Origin of the sequence: Cryobacterium sp. MLB-32 (assembly GCF_000738085.1) — a bacterium.
Lineage (GTDB): Bacteria > Actinomycetota > Actinomycetes > Actinomycetales > Microbacteriaceae > Cryobacterium.
On the sequence record NZ_JPRS01000073.1, the window covers coordinates 15,942 to 34,412 of the forward strand.

Annotated in this window: 21 protein-coding genes; 10 read left to right on the forward strand and 11 right to left on the reverse strand. The window is 65.4% G+C overall.

The genetic code is table 11. The features are described from left to right. Nucleotides 1-143: 143 nt before the first annotated feature. Nucleotides 144-425, reverse strand: coding sequence for a glutaredoxin domain-containing protein (locus JF66_RS09540; RefSeq protein WP_035877370.1), 282 nt, complete (start codon nt 423-425; stop codon nt 144-146). Nucleotides 426-541: 116 nt separating this feature from the next. Between JF66_RS09540 and JF66_RS09545 the strand changes: the two genes are divergently transcribed. From JF66_RS09545 to ppsA, 3 genes are all read left to right on the forward strand, one after another. Beyond that, nucleotides 542-2,335, forward strand: a complete 1,794-nt coding sequence (locus JF66_RS09545) for an L-lactate permease (protein ID WP_081882282.1) — start codon at nt 542-544, stop codon at nt 2,333-2,335. Nucleotides 2,336-2,599: 264 nt separating this feature from the next. Next, on the forward strand, nt 2,600-3,370 hold the full coding sequence (locus JF66_RS09550; RefSeq protein WP_035877374.1) for an IclR family transcriptional regulator: 771 nt from the start codon (nt 2,600-2,602) through the stop codon (nt 3,368-3,370). A 203-nt stretch (nt 3,371-3,573) separates the two neighbouring features. Further along, a complete protein-coding gene (gene ppsA / locus JF66_RS09555) occupies nt 3,574-5,964 on the forward strand; it encodes a phosphoenolpyruvate synthase (protein ID WP_035877375.1) in 2,391 nt (796 codons plus the stop codon). A 131-nt stretch (nt 5,965-6,095) separates the two neighbouring features. Here the strand turns inward: ppsA and JF66_RS09560 are convergent, their stop codons facing one another. The 6 genes from JF66_RS09560 to JF66_RS09585 form a co-directional block, all read right to left on the reverse strand. Next, a complete protein-coding gene (locus JF66_RS09560; protein ID WP_035877379.1) occupies nt 6,096-6,506 on the reverse strand; it encodes a hypothetical protein in 411 nt (136 codons plus the stop codon). A 102-nt stretch (nt 6,507-6,608) separates the two neighbouring features. Continuing rightward, nucleotides 6,609-7,253 (reverse strand): alpha/beta hydrolase, encoded by a 645-nt coding sequence (locus tag JF66_RS09565; RefSeq protein ID WP_035877380.1) that lies wholly within the window; start codon nt 7,251-7,253, stop codon nt 6,609-6,611. A gap of 2 nt (nt 7,254-7,255) precedes the next feature. Further along, a complete protein-coding gene (locus JF66_RS09570) occupies nt 7,256-8,230 on the reverse strand; it encodes a ring-cleaving dioxygenase (RefSeq protein ID WP_035877382.1) in 975 nt (324 codons plus the stop codon). Nucleotides 8,231-8,329: 99 nt separating this feature from the next. Beyond that, nucleotides 8,330-8,788, reverse strand: a complete 459-nt coding sequence (locus tag JF66_RS09575) for a GyrI-like domain-containing protein (RefSeq protein ID WP_035877383.1) — start codon at nt 8,786-8,788, stop codon at nt 8,330-8,332. A gap of 90 nt (nt 8,789-8,878) precedes the next feature. Then, on the reverse strand, nt 8,879-9,682 hold the full coding sequence (gene heR, locus JF66_RS09580) for a heliorhodopsin HeR (RefSeq protein WP_035877387.1): 804 nt from the start codon (nt 9,680-9,682) through the stop codon (nt 8,879-8,881). Nucleotides 9,683-9,761: 79 nt separating this feature from the next. After that, nucleotides 9,762-10,361 (reverse strand): histidine phosphatase family protein, encoded by a 600-nt coding sequence (locus JF66_RS09585; protein ID WP_035877388.1) that lies wholly within the window; start codon nt 10,359-10,361, stop codon nt 9,762-9,764. A 206-nt stretch (nt 10,362-10,567) separates the two neighbouring features. Between JF66_RS09585 and JF66_RS09590 the strand changes: the two genes are divergently transcribed. Together JF66_RS09590 and JF66_RS09595 are read left to right on the forward strand one after the other, a co-directional pair. Next, complete coding sequence (locus JF66_RS09590) at nt 10,568-11,887, forward strand: short-chain fatty acid transporter (protein WP_051973360.1); 1,320 nt, start codon at nt 10,568-10,570, stop codon at nt 11,885-11,887. Between the two features lie 76 nt (nt 11,888-11,963). Further along, the gene (locus JF66_RS09595; protein WP_035877390.1) at nt 11,964-12,695 is read left to right on the forward strand and encodes an endonuclease/exonuclease/phosphatase family protein; all 732 of its coding nucleotides are present in this window, start codon (nt 11,964-11,966) and stop codon (nt 12,693-12,695) included. Nucleotides 12,696-12,737: 42 nt separating this feature from the next. Here the strand turns inward: JF66_RS09595 and JF66_RS09600 are convergent, their stop codons facing one another. Together JF66_RS09600 and JF66_RS09605 are read right to left on the reverse strand one after the other, a co-directional pair. After that, on the reverse strand, nt 12,738-13,109 hold the full coding sequence (locus tag JF66_RS09600) for a hypothetical protein (RefSeq protein ID WP_035877391.1): 372 nt from the start codon (nt 13,107-13,109) through the stop codon (nt 12,738-12,740). Nucleotides 13,110-13,119: 10 nt separating this feature from the next. After that, nucleotides 13,120-13,311, reverse strand: coding sequence for a hypothetical protein (locus JF66_RS09605; protein ID WP_035877392.1), 192 nt, complete (start codon nt 13,309-13,311; stop codon nt 13,120-13,122). A 33-nt stretch (nt 13,312-13,344) separates the two neighbouring features. On the opposite strand from JF66_RS09605, the gene JF66_RS09610 reads away from it, so the two are divergent. Together JF66_RS09610 and JF66_RS09615 are read left to right on the forward strand one after the other, a co-directional pair. Beyond that, entirely contained in the window at nt 13,345-14,061 is a 717-nt protein-coding gene (locus tag JF66_RS09610) for an HAD-IA family hydrolase (protein ID WP_081882279.1), read from the forward strand. A 314-nt stretch (nt 14,062-14,375) separates the two neighbouring features. Beyond that, nucleotides 14,376-15,047: a DarT ssDNA thymidine ADP-ribosyltransferase family protein gene (locus JF66_RS09615; protein WP_035877394.1), complete on the forward strand. Its 672-nt coding sequence runs from the start codon at nt 14,376-14,378 to the stop codon at nt 15,045-15,047. A 260-nt stretch (nt 15,048-15,307) separates the two neighbouring features. On the opposite strand, the gene JF66_RS09620 is transcribed toward JF66_RS09615, so the two are convergent. Then, complete coding sequence (locus JF66_RS09620; protein ID WP_035877396.1) at nt 15,308-15,853, reverse strand: MOSC domain-containing protein; 546 nt, start codon at nt 15,851-15,853, stop codon at nt 15,308-15,310. A gap of 96 nt (nt 15,854-15,949) precedes the next feature. On the opposite strand from JF66_RS09620, the gene JF66_RS09625 reads away from it, so the two are divergent. After that, nucleotides 15,950-16,414 carry a Dps family protein gene (locus tag JF66_RS09625; protein ID WP_035877397.1) on the forward strand — a complete coding sequence of 155 codons (465 nt, stop codon included), beginning with the start codon at nt 15,950-15,952 and terminating at the stop codon, nt 16,412-16,414. Between the two features lie 211 nt (nt 16,415-16,625). On the opposite strand, the gene JF66_RS09630 is transcribed toward JF66_RS09625, so the two are convergent. Then, nucleotides 16,626-17,012 carry a VOC family protein gene (locus JF66_RS09630; protein ID WP_035877398.1) on the reverse strand — a complete coding sequence of 129 codons (387 nt, stop codon included), beginning with the start codon at nt 17,010-17,012 and terminating at the stop codon, nt 16,626-16,628. Between the two features lie 48 nt (nt 17,013-17,060). Here JF66_RS09630 and mgrA point away from each other — a divergent pair, with 48 nt between their 5' ends. Together mgrA and JF66_RS09640 are read left to right on the forward strand one after the other, a co-directional pair. Next, complete coding sequence (gene mgrA / locus JF66_RS09635) at nt 17,061-18,086, forward strand: L-glyceraldehyde 3-phosphate reductase (protein WP_035877399.1); 1,026 nt, start codon at nt 17,061-17,063, stop codon at nt 18,084-18,086. 55 nt (nt 18,087-18,141) lie between these two features. Continuing rightward, the coding region (locus tag JF66_RS09640; protein ID WP_035877400.1) for a hypothetical protein at nt 18,142-18,471 on the forward strand (330 nt) is incomplete at its 3' end.

Here is an 18,471-nt window from a genome sequence, read left to right on the forward strand (position 1 = left end):
GCAGGAGCAGGAGCAGGAGCAGGAGCAGGAGCAGGAGGGTCACCGCCTATGGCCGCCTGCGACGATCAGCAGCACGAGCCCGGGGCCCGGTACGAGGTGACAGGGGAACCCGCCAACAACTCTGGCGGCGGCAACCCGCGAGTCTACGAGATGGTGCCGAGGGCGACGAGCTTCGCGTGCAGCGCCGCATCCGTGGGCTCGACGACGTGGGTGTCGTCGGGGAACGCGATCACGGGTATACGGGTGAGGCCGCTGATGGCCTTGGCCCGGTCGGCGCCGTCTTCCACGGCCTCCAGGTCGACGTAGTCGTAGTCGACCCCGAGCGTGTCGAGCAGCTTCTTGGAACGACGGCAGTCGCCGCACCACTCGGCGCCGAACATCGTGATGCGCTGGTTCTGGTCTGTGGGTGCCGCAGTGTCTGTCATTCCTTGAGTCTAAAGGCGGCGTATCCGTTGACCCTGAATGCGGGGAAGCTAGGCTGACATCCACGAAACAGTAATAAAGTTTCACCATACGAAAATTGGTCAGAGAGGACCTCATCGTGGACAATCTTGCTGTGCTCAGCCTGTTAGCGCTGGCACCAATTCTGCTGGTGGGCATACTGCTCGCCGGATTCCGCTGGCCGGCCAAATATGCAATGCCACTGGGTTACGTCGCCGCCGTGATCGTCGCCCTTGCCGTCTGGAAAATGGACGTTCGGGGAGTCCTCGCGGCATCCCTGGAGGGCGTGATCACGGCCGCCACCCTGCTCTACATCGTGTTCGGAGCGCTTCTCCTGCTGTCAACGCTGACGGTGGGCGGGGCGATGGCAACGATCCGCGCGGGGTTCAACAATATCTCGCCCGATCGGCGCATCCAGGCCGTGATTATCGGTTGGCTCTTCGGAAGTTTCATTGAGGGAGCATCGGGCTTCGGCACTCCCGCGGCGGTGGTCGCGCCGCTGCTGTTGGCGATGGGTTTCCCGGCGATGGCCGCCGTGATGGTGGGCCTGATAATCCAGAGCACACCGGTGAGCTTCGGTGCCGTCGGCACACCCATCATTGTGGGTGTCGGCGGCGGCCTCGGTGGTGACCCCTCGGTGGCCGAACGCATCTCCGTGCTCGGCGTGACGATGCCTGAGTTCGTGGCGTCGATCGGATTCCAGGTGGCGACGATTCACGCGATCGTCGGGCTGCTCATCCCGTTGATCCTCGTGTGCATGCTCACGGGGTTCTTCGGCCCCGAACGGCGTTTCCGCGACGGCCTGGCCATCTGGCCGTTCGCCCTGTACGCGTCGGTCGCCATGACCATCCCGTCGGTGCTGGTGGCTCGCTTCCTCGGACCGGAGTTCCCATCGCTGTTCGGGGGCCTGTTCGGGCTCATCCTGGTGATGTTCACATCGAGCAAGGGCTTCCTGATGCCCAAGAAAACCTTCGACTTCGGCCCCCGCAGTACCTGGAGCCCGCGCTGGATGGGCACTATGGAACCGGCCGCGGCACCCGTCGCATCCGCGCGTCGTATCGGCATCGTGAGCGCCTGGGCGCCATACGTGCTGATGGCCGTGCTCCTCGTCGGCAGCCGCGTCATCGCGCCGGCCAAGGAATTCCTGACCGGCATCGCGATCCCGTTCAACAACATCCTCGGAACCGATATCTCCACAGCGGTGCAGCCCTTCTATTCGCCGGCCTTCCTGCTCATTCTGGCCTCACTGTTCGCTTATGCCCTCCATCGCATGAACGGGGCGCAGATTCGCAAGACCTGGGCGGTCTCGGGCACACAGCTGGCGGGAACGGCCGTGGCCTTGCTGTTTGCCGTGCCGCTGGTGCGCGTGCTGATCCAGTCCGGACCGGACCTCAACGCGTCGGGCCTGTCGAGCATGCCGGTGACTCTCGCCGAGGGAGCGGCCGCGATTTCGGGCAGTTCCTGGCCGTTCATCGCCCCGTTCATTGGGGCGCTCGGCGCCTTCGTCGCCGGTTCCAACACGGTGTCGAATCTCACGTTCTCGCAGTTCCAGTTCTCCACCGGTAATGCCATCGGTGTGAACCCGGAGCAGGTTGTGGCAGCCCAGGCCGTCGGCGGCGCTGGCGGCAACCCGATCGCCATCCACAACATCGTGGCGGCGTCGGCCACGGTGGGATTGCTCGGTCGGGAGGGTGATCTGCTGCGGAAGACCATCCTTGTCACTCTCTATTACTGCATCGCGGCCGGATCGATCTCGTTCATCTTCATCTACGGCCTCGGCGTCAACCTCGGCACGATCATGCTCGTGCTGCTCATGACGACGCTCGGCCTCATCGTGCGGTGGATGCTGCGCCAGAAGGCGGCCGTGCTGGCGCCCGAACCGTCGCGCGCATAGTACCGTCACCCGAGAGCGGGCGGCAGTGGAACATCCGCTGCCGCCCGCCCTGTCGTGCGGGGCCGCGTAAAACCGGAGAATGTGAGACACGCCGGGTCGGGGTGGCGGTTGGGTGCGGCGTGTCTCAGAAACTGCGGTTTTAGGTGAGGCTATGAGGCTAGGAGGGCCGCGGCGCACGGAGCTACACCGGAGTTTCCGTATAATGGATATTACATTCTGAATTGTGACAGAAGAAGATTTACTAAGCCCCTTTGGAGGGCCAAAATGGTTGAACGCGCGTCCTCAGGCGGTGTGCAGTCCGTTGAGCGTGTCTTCGAACTGCTCGAATTGATCACGGCGGCCGGCGGCGAGGTGATGCTGAGCGAGCTCGCCACGTCGACGGAGCTGCCCCTGCCCACCATCCACCGCCTGTTGCGCACCCTCGTGGTCAAGGGGTACGTGCGCCAGCTCGCCAACCGCCGGTACGTGCTCGGGCCAGGCCTGATTCGACTCGGTGAGGGCGCGAGCAAACAGCTGGGCGCGCTGGTGCGGCCCCAACTGCGAACCCTCGTGGACCAGCTCGGAGAAACGGCCAACATGGCCGTGCTCGATTCCGACATGGTGCTCTACATCGCCCAGGTGCCGTCGAAGCACTCAATGCGCATGTTTACCGAGGTGGGCCGCCGGGCACACCTGCACGACACCGGTGTGGGCAAGGCGATCCTGGCGCAGATGAAGGATGACACGGTGCGCGCGATCGTGGCGAGAGCCGGCATGCCGAGTGCCACGAGCACGAGCATCACACACGTCGACGATCTGCTCACCGACCTGCGGCTGATCCGTGAACGCGGGTACGCCATCGACGACGGCGAGCAGGAGGTGGGAGTGCGCTGCTTTGCCATCGGAGTGCCGAACGCGCCGACGCTCACCGCGATCTCTGTCTCCGGACCGGTTTCCCGCATCGACGACGCCTTCGCCGAGCGGGCGGTGCCCCTGCTGCGCGCCGTCGCGGACGAGCTGTCCCGAGATCTCAACCGCTCGGCCCAGGACACCTGAGCTCTCCCTGATCCCGCCCGAGCCGGGTAGTAAAACCGGAAAAGTTAGTGACACGCCGCTCCTGGTGGCGCTGCGACCCGGCGTGTCTCACCAACACCGGTTTTGCGTGGGAGGTCCTAGCCGGACCGGATATTGCGCAGTAGGGTGCCACAGCCAGGGCGGTGCAGTCGGCGAGCCCGGCACAAGACCCGAGGGCGGAAGCGATGCGCGAGAGCAGTGTGGTGTGGTTTGACGAGGTTGGCCTGGGAGACATCGCTCAGGTCGGAGGCAAGAACGCATCGCTCGGCGAGATGGTGCGAGCGCTCACGGGTGAGGGAGTGCGGGTTCCCCACGGATTCGCCACCACCGCGGAGGCGTACCGGGATTTCGTGGCCGCCAACGGCATCAAACCGGCGATGCGTCATCAGCTCAAGCGCTACCACGACGGGGATTCCACGCTGCGGGAGACGGGCGAGGCTCTGCGCGAGCTGTTTTTGAGCGGCGCGTTTCCGGAAGACACGGCGCACGGCATCCGTGAGGCCTATCGCACGCTCTCGACGAGCGCCGGAAGCCCGAATCTGGCCGTGGCCGTACGCAGCAGCGCCACCGCCGAGGACCTGCCCGACGCGAGCTTCGCGGGCCAGCAGGAAACATTCCTCAACGTCACGGGCGAGCGCGACCTGCTCGACGCCTGCCGACGGTGCTACGCGTCACTCTTCACCGACCGAGCGATCAGCTACCGCGAGCTGAAGGACTTCGACCACCTCGAGGTGGCCCTGTCGATCGGCGTGCAGCGCATGGTGCGCTCCGACCTTGGTGGTTCCGGTGTCATGTTCTCGATCGACACCGACAGCGGATTCGACGGCGTGGCCGTGATCAGCGCCGCGTGGGGACTCGGAGAAACCGTGGTGCAGGGCGTTGTCGACCCCGACAAGTACGTCGTGTTCAAGGCCCTTTTGGAACGTCCGGGGTGCACACCGATCATCGAGAAGAACCTCGGCGCCAAGGAGCGCAAGATGATCTACGCAGCGGGCGCCAGCGCGCGCACCCGCACGGTCGACACGAGCGACCGAGAACGACGGTCCTTCGTGCTGACCGACGCCGACATCGTGAAGTTGGGCCGTTGGGCCGTGATCGTGGAGAAGCACTACGGTCGGCCGATGGACATGGAGTGGGCCAAGGACGGCCAGAGCGGCGAACTTTTCATGGTGCAGGCTCGGCCGGAGACCGTGCAATCGCAGGCGAGCAGCACGGTGTTCACGGTGAGCCATCTCATTGAGTCCGGGCCACTGCTGATCTCCGGCATTGCGATCGGCGACAAGATCGCCTCGGGGCAGGCCTGCGTGATCAAAGACCCGGCCGATATCGAAAAATTCGTGGACGGGGCCATTCTGGTGACCGAAATGACCGACCCGGACTGGGTGCCGATCATGGCGCGTGCCGCCGGAATTGTGACCGACCACGGTGGGCCGACAAGCCACGCCGCGATCGTGAGTCGGGAACTGGGCGTTCCCGCCGTCGTCGGCACCCGGCATGCAACGGAGGTGCTCACCGACGGCGAGGTGATCACCCTGAGCTGCGCCGACAGCGACGAAGGATCCGTCTATGCCGGCGCCCTGGCGTTCGTCTCCGAAGAGGTGGACCTCGGTACGGTGCCCAGCACGCGCACGAAGGTGATGGTGAACATCGCCAGCCCGGCGGCGGCCTTCGAGTGGTGGCGGCTGCCCGCGGCCGGTGTTGGCCTGGCCCGGATGGAATTCATCATCAACAACCTGATCAAAATCCACCCGATGGCTCTGGTTCACCCCGAGCAGGTGAGCGATGAGCACACCCGCCGCGAGATCGCCCGACTCACCGTCGGCTATGCCGACCCGAAGGAATACTTCGTGCAGACGCTTGCGCTGGGCATCGCGAAGCTCACGTCGCCGTACCACCCGAACCCGGTGATCGTGCGGATGAGTGACTTCAAAACCAACGAGTACGCCCACCTGATCGGCGGCACCGATTTCGAAAAGTCCGAAGAGAACCCGATGATCGGGTTCCGCGGCGCGTCCCGGTACTACGACGAACGGTACCGCGAGGGCTTCAGCCTCGAATGCCGGGCGATCAAACTGGTGCGGGAAACGATCGGGTTCGACAACGTCATCGTGATGGTCCCGTTCTGCCGCACCGTCGCCGAGGCCGACAAGGTGCTCGCGGTGATGGCGTCGAACGGCCTGAAACGCGGTGAAAACGGCCTGCAGGTCTACATGATGTGTGAGATCCCGGCCAACGTCATTCTGGCCGAGAAGTTCGCCACCCGGTTCGACGGCTTCTCCATCGGCTCGAACGACCTCACCCAACTCGTGCTGGGGGTCGACCGTGATGCCGAAGATCTCGCCGCGCTTTTCGATGAGCGGGACGAGGCCGTGCTGCGTACGATCAGTGAAGCGATCCACAAGGCCCACGCTGCGGGAATCAAGATCGGGATCTGCGGCCAGGGGCCGAGCAACCACCCGGACTTCGCGGCCTTCCTCGTGCAGGAGGGAATCGACTCGATCTCGCTCAACCCGGACAGCTTCATGCAGACCGTGCCACGCATCGCCGAGGCGGAGAGCCGGCTGGACACGCTCTGACCGAAAGCCGAAAGCCGAAAGCCGAAAGCCGAAAGCCGAAAGCCGAAAGCCGAAAGCCGAAGCCGGAAGCTCGCAGTCCGAACACGGTACGGGTGGAGCGGCCGGCGCTTCTGCGCCAGCCGCTCCACCGGTTACACCGTGTCGTCGTCGAACTCCTGCATGGCCGCCTGTTCGTACGCCGCCTCGGCCGCCTCAGCGAGCGCGCGCGCTTCGGTCAGGCGCATCGAGATGCGGTGCTCGGAGATCCGAATGCGTTCCGCCTCTGTCGGGGTCGCTTCGCTGAGCAGGCCCTCCAGCTGATCGCCATCCAGATGGAGTGCTGCGATTGCATGCACCGCGGAATGTGCCAGATCGGATTTGCCACGAAGGATGCGTAGCCTCGTGTCGCGCTCGCGGTGTCGTGCGGCGCGTTCCGCGTCACGATCGGGCGGCAGAATGGCCTTCTCCGTGGGGTCCGGTAACTCGCGGCTCTGCGTGTCGTCGCTCTGCGGGGCCTCGATCTGCGGGTCCTGAGGGCCCGAGATGTGCTCTGTATCGCTCATGCTGCCTCCCGTTTCGGTGGCAGCCTAGCGCGGGTAGCCGATTCGGCAAATGGCGCAGGGTATCCGTCGCGGAGGGCAACGGATGCCTGCGCCTACCGCGCGTTACCCGGCGACGAGGGCCCGCTGGGCGAGCCACCCCTGAGCGGCGGTGACGTCGGCCGCTGCCACACCATGACCGCCGTCACGCAGGCGCTGGTCCAGCAGGGCTCCGGCCTCGGTCAGGGCTGCGGCGAGGGTAGTCACGCTCGCGAGCGGAGCCATCGGGTCGGAGCGGCCATTGAGCAGCAGCACCGGCGTGCCGGACAGACCGGCGGTCTGCTCGCGTCCGGTGAGCGGGAACATACCCGAGAACGCCACGACGCCGTCAAGCGCCTCCGGGTGCAGCAACACGGTGGCCAGGGCGATGTTGGCGCCGTTCGAGAAGCCCACGGCGATCACCGGGCGCTCGCCGAACTCATAGTGTGCGCGGGCCCAGGCGAGGAACCAGGCCAGGTCTCCGGCGCGGCGCACAACGTCGTCCACGTCGAACACGCCTTCCGAGACGCGGCGGAACCAACGCAGCATGCCGCCCTCGGTCACCCGGCCACGGGGTGCGAGCACGGTGGCGTCGGGGTCGAGGGCGTCCGCCAGTCGGGCGAACTCTTCTTCGTTTCCGCCGGTACCGTGCAGCATCAGCAGCACGGGCGCGCCCGCGGAACCGGCGCGATAGTGGTGGGGCCACTCAGCGGTCATGGTGTCGAGGCTCATGATCAGCGGTCCAGAACGAGCGTGGGGTTGTTCTCGGCCGGCAGGGTGATCGGAACGACCGCCTGCTCGATCTGGCTGCGGTTGGGCTCGAGCCACGGCGGTAGCTTGAGCGAACGGCCCAGTTCGAGGAGCGGCTCGTCGATGTCGAAACCGGGAGTGTCCGTGGCGATTTCGAACAGCACGCCGCCGGGCTCCCGGAAGTAGATGGACGTGAAGTACTGCCGGTCGAGAATGGCCGTCACGTCATAGCCGCGGTCGACGAGCTCGTCGCGCCACAGTTCCTGGGTGGTGTGGTCCGGCACACGGAATGCGATGTGGTGCACGCTTCCGCCCGCGGTGCGGCCCACCTGGCCCGTGGGGTCGGCGATGATGTCCACGATGTTGCCGGGAGCTCCGTCGCCGGCACCCACCCGGATGCGATCGGCCGTCTCCGAGATGAGGTGCATGCCGAGGTCCCGGGTGAGAACCTCAACGGTGCCGGTGGGGTCGGCGACGGTGAGCACGGAGGAGTGCTGACCGCGCACGGCGTACTCGGCGGGAACGGATGCCGAATCCCACGGGTTGCGCGGATCAACCGTGGACGAGGCCACGAGGTCAAGCTGCAGGCCGTCGGGGTCGAGCAGCGACAGGCGCTCCTCGCTGGAGGACTCGGAGGTCAGGGTCGACTCCACACCGAGGTTCCTGAAGTGTGTGGCCCACCAGCCGAGGCTGCCGGCTGGCACGGAGAATGCCGTCGAGGTGGACTGGCCGGACCCGGCGACACCGCTCGAGATCCCCGTCCAGGGGAAAAAGGTGAGCAGGGAGCCGGGGCGACCCGCATCATCCCCGTAGTACAGGTGATAGGTGCCGGGGTCGTCGAAGTTCACGGTCTTCTTGACGAGCCGCAGTCCGAGGCCCGTCACGTAGAAGTCGATGTTGCGTTGCGGCGCACCGGCAATCGCGGTGACGTGGTGCAGGCCGGAGGTCTGGGCGGTCATGGGGGAGTCCTGTCTGGGGCGTTGGGGGATGCTTCTCGATTATTACATGCAAACGCATGTTATTACTGAGAAATTCCCCAGACTCCGCAGACCGGACTCCTATGCCAGCGGGAAGACGATCCTGGTCTGCCATTTCCCGGGGTCTGGCTCAACATCCGGCCCCACGAGGTACTCCTCCCACATGTCACCCGCGGCCTGCAGGCTTTGCTCGACCAGGAAGTCCGTGAGTTCGGCATAGGTCTCAGCGAGCGTGTCGTACGGTCCGGTGTGGATGGCCACGATCGCCGGCCCACCGGGGATGGGCTCCAGCACCGCGGCCGGTGTTGGCACAAGCGGCTGCGCCACCGGGAAGCCGGCCGTGATGTCGGCCCTGTCCTCGGAGGGCGCACCGTGGTAGACCGCCACGGGCGGACCGGCGGGGAAGACTCCCTGACGGCTCAACTCGGCGGCGGCCGTGGCGAATGCCCGGTCGAAATACTCCGTCATGTGGTCCATGGGGATGATGTCGTGCACACCCACCATGATGCGCGGCTCCAACTCGATCTGTTGGGCGTCCATCAGATTTTCCTCGCCTTCGGTCGTTTGCCGACCTTGACCGAGGCCGACGGCACCCAATGTAGTCCTCGCTGGGGTGCCGCAACAGGGGCGCTAGCCGGCGATCGCCGGAATGATCGCGCCCGAGAAGACCTGCCAGGCCAGGGCAGTCTTGGCCACCAGGCTGAGCGTGATGTAGGCCCGCTCACCGCGGATGTAGTCGCGCCAGCCGCCGACCTGCTTGTACTGCAGCACCTGGTTCACCGCGAAGGTGTTGAACAGCAGGAAGAGCGAGATGATGATGCCGTAGACGAAGGCGGGCGGCGCCACGCCGCTGTTGGAGCCGGGGGCAAGTACGTATACCAGGATGATGATCCAGGGCACGATGCCCACCATGCAGCCGAAGATGAAGGGCAGTGCGTTGCCGTTGCCCGGCTTCTCGTACTTTTCCTGCAGGGCACCGAACAGGATCATGGCGGCGTTGGCCGCGAAGATGGCGAACAGTGCCCCGATGTCCGTGATCCCGGTGATCTGGGCGATCAGCCAGATCATGATGGACGAGCTGAGTGAGTATTCGACCCAGCGGAAGTAGTTGTGGGTGTTCTTGAGACCGGCGGCGTAGCGTGGGAAGAACTGCGGCGACGAAATGAGGAAGTGGAAGAACGCCGACAGGGCGAGGAACGCCACGACGCCGATGCCCACGTTCACGCTGAACAGGGTCACGCGTTCGGGCGGCACCGGCATGCCGGGAGCGCCGCCAAGGTAGTCCGCGGTCACGGGAAAAGTGACCTGCGCGCTGAGCAGGGTGAGCACGAAGGCGAAGCCGATGGCCTGCACCAGGTGCAAGGATCCGGCCACGACGTTGTAGACGCGTAGTCGGGCAATCTTCTGATCGGTCGTGTAGATCGTGCGTGCCATCGCGAGCTCCTTAGAGGTTTATTACAGTGCTGATGCTACAACGGCGGCGGCGGCGGGGGCCGCAAAGAGGGGTGTCGCGTTAGAGCACCGGGTCCATAGAGCTGAGATGGCAGGCGTCATTCCAGCCCGTCAACACGCGATTCTCGCGCTCCCAGCCCAACGTCGACACCGTCGCGGTGCCCAGCCCCAGGTTCGCGCCCGCGGATGCCGGCAGGCCCATCCAGCGCGCGGCCATGACGCGCAGAAAATGGCCATGGGCAAAGACGGCCACCCGACCCTCGGCGGCAAGGCACTGCTCGATCGCGAGGTCGGCTCTGGCACCCACCTCATCCGGTGATTCTCCGCCCTCGATCGGGTGCGTCCACACCGACCAGCCCGGAATCTGCGTGCGGATGTCGTCGGTTCGTTTGCCTTCGTACACGCCGTAGTCCCATTCGAGCACGTTCTCGTTGGGCACGCCCACTGTCCCGTAGCCTGCCCGAGCCATTGTTTCCCAGGCCCGCACGAGGGGGCTCGAGAGCACCAGTCCGAAATGCGTGCCGTCCAGCATGTCGCCGAGGGCATCCGCCTGCTGGCGACCGAAGTCGGTGAGGGGTACGTCCGTGCGGCCGGTGTGCTGCCCGGTGATGCTCCACTCGGTCTGCCCGTGCCGGATTAACACGATGTCGTTCTGGGTCATGGTTCTGCGCCTCAAAGTCTGACGGACGCTATCCGCCTCCCTGAGTCTAAGCACGCGGATGCCCGGCCACGGGAACCGCCTAGGCCTGCTGCTACGTTTATACCGTCAGTGCAGACGCCCTGAATCCACAACGCCGTTGCAATCCAGGGGGATTCTCCGTGTCAACAGTCACCGATAAACGCGCCACGGGACCCGTCGCCGCCTTCATGAGACCGATCAACACCCTCGTTGAGCGCTACATCCCCAGTGCCCTGGTTTTTGTTATCGTGCTCACGATCGTGGTGGCCGTTCTGGCCCTCACGCTGACCGACTCGGGGCCTGTCGACGTGATCCGCAGTTGGGGTGACGGCCTCGCCGGTCTGCTCGCCTTCATGACCCAGATGGCCCTCGTACTGCTTTTGGGCCACGCCCTGGCCAACACGAGCCCCGTGCACCGGCTGCTGACCAGGCTCGGCGGTATTCCCCGGAGTCCCTTGCAGGCCTACGTGTTCGTGTTCGTCGTCGCTTCCCTCGCCTCGCTGATCACGTGGGGCCTCGGTCTGGTCGTGGGCGGGCTGCTCGCCAAGGAAGTGGCGGCCCAGTTGCGTGCCCGCGGCGTGAAACTCCACTTTCCGCTGCTCGTGGCCGCCGGCTACTCCGGCTTCGTCGTCTGGCACATGGGGTATTCCGGCTCCGGCCCGCTGACGGCGGCCACCGAAGGGTCGTTCCTGGCCGAGCAACTCGGCCGAACGATCCCGCTGTCCGACACCATGTTCTCGCCGTGGAATATCGCCGCGGCCGGCGCCACGATCGTGGTCGTGGCCCTGGCTCTGGCCCTCGTGGCTCCCAAGCGCACTGCGCCGATCTTCGAGCTCGAATTCGATGCGAGAGACAAGGCCGTCGCGGAAGAAGATGTGGTCACGCCCGCTGACCGGCTCGATGCCAGCCGTATCCTGACGCTGCTCGTCGGGCTCGCGCTGGTGGCTTATCTGGTGATCCATTTCTCCGAGGGAGGCACGCTCACCCTCGACATCGTCAACTGGTCATTCCTGGCGCTGATCTTTCTGCTCGTGCGCAATCCGTTCGAGCTGATCCGGCTCACCAGGAACGCCGCGTCCAACGTGGGCGACATTCTGCTGCAGTTCCCGCTCTACGCCGGGATCCTCGGCATGATGGTGGGGTCCGGACTGATCGGGGTCTTCTCGGACTTCTTTGTGAGCGTCTCGACGCCGCAGACCTTCGGCATGATGGCCCTACTGTCGGCCGGGCTGGTGAATTTCTTCGTTCCCTCCGGCGGCGGGCAGTTTGCCGTGCAGGGGCCCATCATGCTCGATGCGGCCGGACGCCTCGGAGTTGATCCGTCCGTGGCGATCATGGCGGTGTCCTACGGCGACCAGTGGACGAACATGATCCAGCCCTTCTGGGCCCTCCCGCTGCTGGCCATCGCCGGCCTCAAGATGCGCGATATTCTGGGTTACACGACCATTACATTCGTCGCGGCCGGCCTCGTCTTCTGCGCCACGCTGCTGATCGTTGGTGCCGGCTAAACCTGCATACGGTGCAAATTCACAATTGAAGACCGTACGCTGGCACTATTCCAAATCAGTTTGAGGCAGGTCTTCCATGAAGGTCATCAGTTACAACCTCCGCAAGAATCGGGCCAGCGGTGAACTCGTCGCGCTGGTCGAACGGTACGATCCTGACATCCTGTGTCTGCAGGAATGCGACACGCTCGAGCTGCCCGCCGAGGTCGGCCTGCTGCATCTGGCGGACTCCACGATACGCAACCGTCTCGGACTGGCGATCTATTACCGCCGGGACCGCTTTGAGGCGGTCAAGACGCAAACGTTCGCGCTCAAGAAGTCGCTGCACGACCGCGTGCTGACCCCCGCGCACGAACGCCTGATCGGGACGCGACTGATCGACCTCGCCGAGCAGCGCGAGATCGTCGTGGCATCGTTCCACGCTGCACCGCTGACGGCGCTCAACTCCCTGCGCCGCAATCAGATCCGCTCCGCTCACGACGAACTTCACCAGCTAGGCCCGGGACTGCCGACCCTGATGGTGGGCGATTACAACTACCCGGTTTTCAAGCAGCACCTCAGTAACCGGGTGAACGAGTCCGGCTACGATCTGACCCTGAGCGACACGGTCACGTACACGCGGTACAAATTCTTTCACGGGCACTTCGACCTCGCCACCTCGGTGGGCCTCAGCATCGACAAGGTTTCGACCCTGCCGAGCGGAACGAGCGACCACATGCCGATCCTGGTGACCTCGTCTTACAGCGCCGACAAGCCGATGCGACCGCTGAGTTCCGAGCTCGTCTCGAAGGACGGCGACTTCGCGATCTAACCGCGGATGCGGTGCTGCCCGCGTGGGAGTCGCTTGGCGGATTCAGGTTCTGCTGCGGGCGGCGATAGCCGCCAGGAATCGGGCCGGCAGCATCACATTGTCGGTCGCCAGGGTGAAGAGCGGCGCAATCTGCTCGGGGGTATAGCCACCGATGCCGCAGCCGATCTCAGTGACTAAGAATCGCAGCTCGCTGTGGGCTTGGGCGAATGTGAGAAACGTGCTGACCTCGGCCGCGAGGGTGTCCAAGCCGCTCATGGTGTCGATGGCGTAGGAGCGCCCGTGTAACCCGTGACCCTCGCCCCAGACCGCGCCGAAGTTGGCGTGGGCGTCTGCCGCGGCACCGCCCACGTGCTGTCCGGTCGCGTTGGAACCGAACACAAACACTTCGTTCGACTCAAGCCGGTTGATCATCATGCAGACAATTCTATGCGCGCACGCGCTCCAACAGGAGGGCAATCAGCAACGCCTGCTGGTGTTCGGGAGAGGTCAGGGCAACGGCCTCCTGCACGGCGAGCTGGTCTTCTTCGGTCGACTGCACCACGTCGAATTCGGCGAGGCTTTGGATCACCGTGATCAGTCGTTGTGCGCTGGTGGGGTTCACATCGGAAATCTGCATCCGTTCAGGATACCCGGGCGTCTTGTGCGGCTGATGGGTGAACGCATCCGTCGCCTACCCTTGAAGCAACGTTGGAAAGGAACCCGCGCGCAGACCACCACAGAGGTATTGGGACGGGTTTTTCACGCCGTGCTCTTCGACATGGACGGCACGCTTATCGATTCCACCCCAGCCGTGAACCGATCCTGGCAGCGGTGGGCTGCGGAGCGCGGGCTCGATGAAGCCTTCCGTTCGGGCAACCACGGCATGCCGGCGCGCCAGATCGTGGAGTCGCTCGTGCCTCCCGCCAAGGTGGAGGATGCTCTGGCCCGGGTGCTGGCGCTCGAGACCGCCGACACCGCAGACATCACGGTGCTGCCCGGTGCGGCCGAGCTGTTGCTCAGCATTCCGGAGCAGCAGCGGGCGATTGTGACGTCGTGCGCCCGTACCCTCGCCGCCGCGCGCATTGCCGCCTCGGGCCTGATCGCGCCATCCGTTGTGGTCACGATCGACGACACGAGCCGGGGAAAACCCAACCCTGAACCGTTCCTTGAGGGGGCCGCGCGGCTCGGTGTCGACCCGCGCGAGTGCGTCGTGATCGAAGACGCCCCGGCGGGCCTCGCGGCGGCGCGCGCCGCCGGTTGCGCCACGATCGGCGTCGTCGGAACACATGGGGCCGCCGAGCTCGAGGCCGACCTCGTGGTGCCGAGCCTTGAACGCCTCCGGGTGAGGGTCACCGACGGGGGAGTGGTCTTCAGCCTGCTGCCCTGACCGGTGCCGGGCAGGTGAACAGGTGGGGGACTGTCACCGCGAGGGCCAAAATGAACGTAACGTTGGTGGGTGGTGTTTCCCCCACGCCCACGAAAGGTTTTGATTTTGGACGACGAATGCATTCACGGACTTGACGGCAAACTTTGCGCGGTCTGCTTTCCCAAGGCGGCACCGGAGGTCGTGGCCGTGCCCACCGTGCGTAAGCGCTCCACCACTGCCAAGCGCCGTCGCTGACCGGCCCTCGTAAGGTCACGCCCACGGCTTCGTCCGCTGCGCCGCGCAAGGCGGCGGCCGCCAAGCGCCCCATCGACAATGTGGGCGAGCAGCGCATTTACCATGTCACGCACATCAGCAACCTCGCCGCGATCCTCGCGAGCGGCGGCCTGCTCGCCGACGCGAGCGACGCCCTCGTCACGCGGCCCAGCGTGGACATCTCCGCCGCAGCCGTGCGTGAGGCCCGACGTGCCGCGGCCCTGCCCGGCGAAGACGGCCTCGTCATCGCCGATTGCGTACCGTTCTTCCTCTCACCGAATGCGAGCGTCTGGGACGCCATCCGTGCCCGCTCCGGCGACCCGCGCCTGGTACTGAATGCCCACGGCTCGGACGCCTACGACTTCGTGATCTTCGTCAGCACGGTCAAAAGGGTCGTCGACGCCCACGCCCCCAGCAACGACGAGTTCCCGGCTGCCGTTGCCGTCGCCGACGATGACGCCGCCGATGCCTCGACTCGGGTGGTCTCGACGAGCGAGGGCGTCGAACGGATGCTGGTGCGCCTGCGGTCCGACCCCGACTCCGACGCGCTGCTGCACGCGGAACTGCTCGTGCAGGAGGCCTTCCCCCTGGAGCTCGTCACCCTTCTCGGCGTGGCGAACGACCGCGTGCGCGACGCCGTGCGCGAGATCCTCCAGGCGTCGACCTACCGCCCGAAGGTCGCCGTGTACCCGCCGTGGTTCCAGGCCTCCGAAGAGGTCGCGCTCGAGGACTAGTCCCTCGAGGGTCGGCCTGGTGTCGCTCGCTCCTGGCTTTGTCCCCGTTGGGCGAGGCGCGTGAAGGATGGATCGAGGTGGTTGGGCGGCTCGCTTCACCGGGGGGAATGGCAGATGCGGTGCACGTGCTGAGTCGACACGGTGACCGGGTCTGCGTTTTGTCCTGCGGGGTTTCGATCGCTCGCAAGCTCGCGCCTCAACCAGCGAGGCGACGAAGGAACGCTTGGATCGAGCCTGCCGAGATCGAGACCGCGCCGGCTTCAGACGACGCCGAGCGGGCGCTGCTCGCCTCGGGGAAGCTCGACCCGGATGGCGTCACCCGCGCGGATCGTGCCCGTTGCGGCGACCACGCCCATGACGCCGGCCCGGCGGTGGGGACGGCCGGCGGCATCCGTGGTGATGAGCTGCTTCATCAGCCCCTTCTGGTAGCCGTTGATGCTGCTGCAGGGGCTGCGCATACCCGTGAGCTCCACGATGGCGTCTCGTCCGAGGTGCAGGCGGGCGCCGAGCGGCAGGGTCATCAGGTCGAGACCCCGGGTGGTCACGTTCTCGCCGAGTTCGCCCGGGGCCACGGTGAAGCCGTCGAGGTCGTCGAAGAGTTCTGCCTGGATCAGGTGCACCTGCGTGAGGTTGGCTCGGGTGGGGTCTTTCTTCACTAGGTACCGGTGCTGCGTGGTGGTACCGGCGTGTGAGTCGCCCTCCACGCCGTGACCGGCCACGAGCCGAATCTCACCGACCGTCGGCTTGCTGAAGCGGTGCCCGTCGTCGCGGCTCACCGACACCACCATCGCCCGTTGCTCTGCCATGTCTAGATTCTTGCATTCCTGCCGCTCTGGGCGTGATCAGCTTGCCTTGGTAACCTCGGCACTCAGCACAATCCGCTCACGGAAAGAGGACACCGCATGCACGCCTCCGTCACACTCAGCAACAACCTCCAGTCCGTTCTGGTCGACTTGATCGAGCTGCACGTCCAGGGCAAGCAGGCGCACTGGAACGTCGTGGGCAAGAATTTCCGCGACCTGCACCTGCAGCTCGACGAGATCGTCGTGGACGTTCGGGAGTTTTCCGACCAGCTGGCCGAGCGGATGCGCGCGCTCGAGGCGATGCCTGACGGCCGGAGTTCAACGGTCTCCACGACCACGCATCTGTCCCCGTTCCCCGACGGCGAAGTCGACACCACCGAGACCGTAGGCCTGATCACCGAACGCCTCGGCGCCGCCGTGGACAACATGCGAGCCGTGCACGACGCGGTCGACGAGGAAGATCCCACGAGCGCGGACATCCTGCACGTCTTCATCGAAAAGCTCGAGCAGTATGCCTGGATGGTGGGCGCGGAGAATCGCGTTCCGCAGAAGCGCGCACACTGAGAGCGCGCACACTGAGAGCGCGCGCACTGAGAGCGCGCGCACTGAGAGCGCGCGCACTGAGAGCGCGCGCACTGAGAGCGCGCGCACTGAGAGCGCGCGCACTGAGAGCGCGCGCACTGAGAGCGCGCGCACTGAGAGCGCGCGCACTGAGAGCGCGCGGACTGAGCGTCGCGGCGCGCCCTGAATTCGTCAGGGCGCGGCGCCGTCCGCGCTAGCCTTCGTAGATTTCGAGGGGCAGGCCGTCCGGGTCGCGGAAGAAGAACATGCCTTTGAGAGTGTGGGGATCGGTGCGGAGTTCCTCGCACTCAACGCCACGACCGATCAGCTCGTTGCGGGCGGCCGGAACATCATCCACCTCGAATGCGAGGTGGCGCAGCCCGAGGGCCTCCGGCCCGCTGGCCCGAGGCGGGGTGTTGGGAAACGTGAACAGCTCGATGATGTATGTGCCGTTGAGTGAGAGCTTGCCCATCCACGACTCGCGTTCCGCCCGGTAATACTCCGCCTCGAGCCGGCAGCCGAGCACCTCCTGGTAGAACGTCTTCGAGATCTCGTAGTCGCTCGCAATGATCGCGATATGGTGCACGCCGTTTATTCGCATGAACCCAGTCAACTACGGATAGTGCCCGGGCCATGGCATCATGAAAAGGTGACCTACCTTCCCGCAGAGAACCGTTATGAGTCCATGCCGTACCGACGCACGGGGCGGAGCGGGCTCAAGTTGCCCTCGATTTCCCTCGGGCTGTGGCAGAACTTCGGCGACGACAAGCCACTCGAAACCCAGCGTGCCATCCTGCGCCGCGCCTTCGACCTCGGCATCACGCACTTCGATCTCGCGAACAACTACGGACCTCCCTACGGCAGCGCTGAGACGAACTTCGGCCAGATCTTTCGTGAGGACTTCGCCGGGCACCGCGACGAGGTCGTGCTCTCAACGAAGGCGGGCTACGACATGTGGGACGGCCCCTACGGCAACAACGGCTCCCGCAAGTACCTGCTCTCGAGCTTGGACCAGTCCCTTGGCCGCATGGGCGTTGACTACGTCGACATCTTCTACTCCCACCGTGCCGACCCGGACACCCCGCTGGAAGAGACGATGGGTGCCCTCCACACGGCGGTCACGAGCGGACGCGCGCTCTACGCCGGCATCTCCTCGTACTCGCCCGAGCGAACCCGTGAAGCCGCGGCGATCCTCGCCGACATGGGCACCACGCTGTTGATCCACCAGCCCTCTTACTCGCTGTTCAACCGCTGGGTCGAAGACGACCTGCTGGACACCCTGGATGAGATCGGTGCCGGCTGTATCGCGTTCTCGCCTCTCGCGCAGGGGCTGCTCACCGACCGGTACCTGCAGGGCATTCCGGGTGATTCGCGGGTGGCCCGCGACGGCTCCGCGAACAAGGACATGGTGAACGACGCGACGCTCGCGAGCATTCGCGCCCTCACCGACATCGCGCAGGCCCGCGGGCAGTCGCTCGCTCAGATGGCGCTCGCCTGGGTGCTGCGCAATACGGCCGTGACGTCCGCGCTCATCGGGGCGTCGTCGGTGGCTCAGCTCGAGTCCAACGTGGCAGCCCTCGACAACCTGTCATTCAGCGTCGAGGAACTCGCTGCCATCGACGAGCATGCCACCGACAAGGGCATCAACCTGTGGGCGGGCTCCAGCGCCGTCTAACGCAGGGCTTGTTCGATCACCGGTCAGTGTCGGTGGTGTCTGTCACACTTTTCTCATGACAATCACCATCGAAGGTGTTTTCGTTGATCTGACCGGGGCGTTGGCCCGGTCAGATGTGTCCGCGAGATCGTTCGCGGAGTTGTCCGACGACGGGTCGGAGAACACCCACCGGGCGATAGCCCACCACCTGCGTGAGGTCACCGCGGCCTACGCACTGTCGGCGGCGAATATGGCCGGCCGATCCGACTGGACGCTCGGCAGGGAGGGCCTGTCGAGAAAGAAGGGATACAACAGCCCCGAGGACTACGTGCAGGCCCTCGGCGGAGGCGGCGGCGGAACCAAAGCCGATACCCGCCGCCTGATCGAGGCCGGCACCATGGCCACC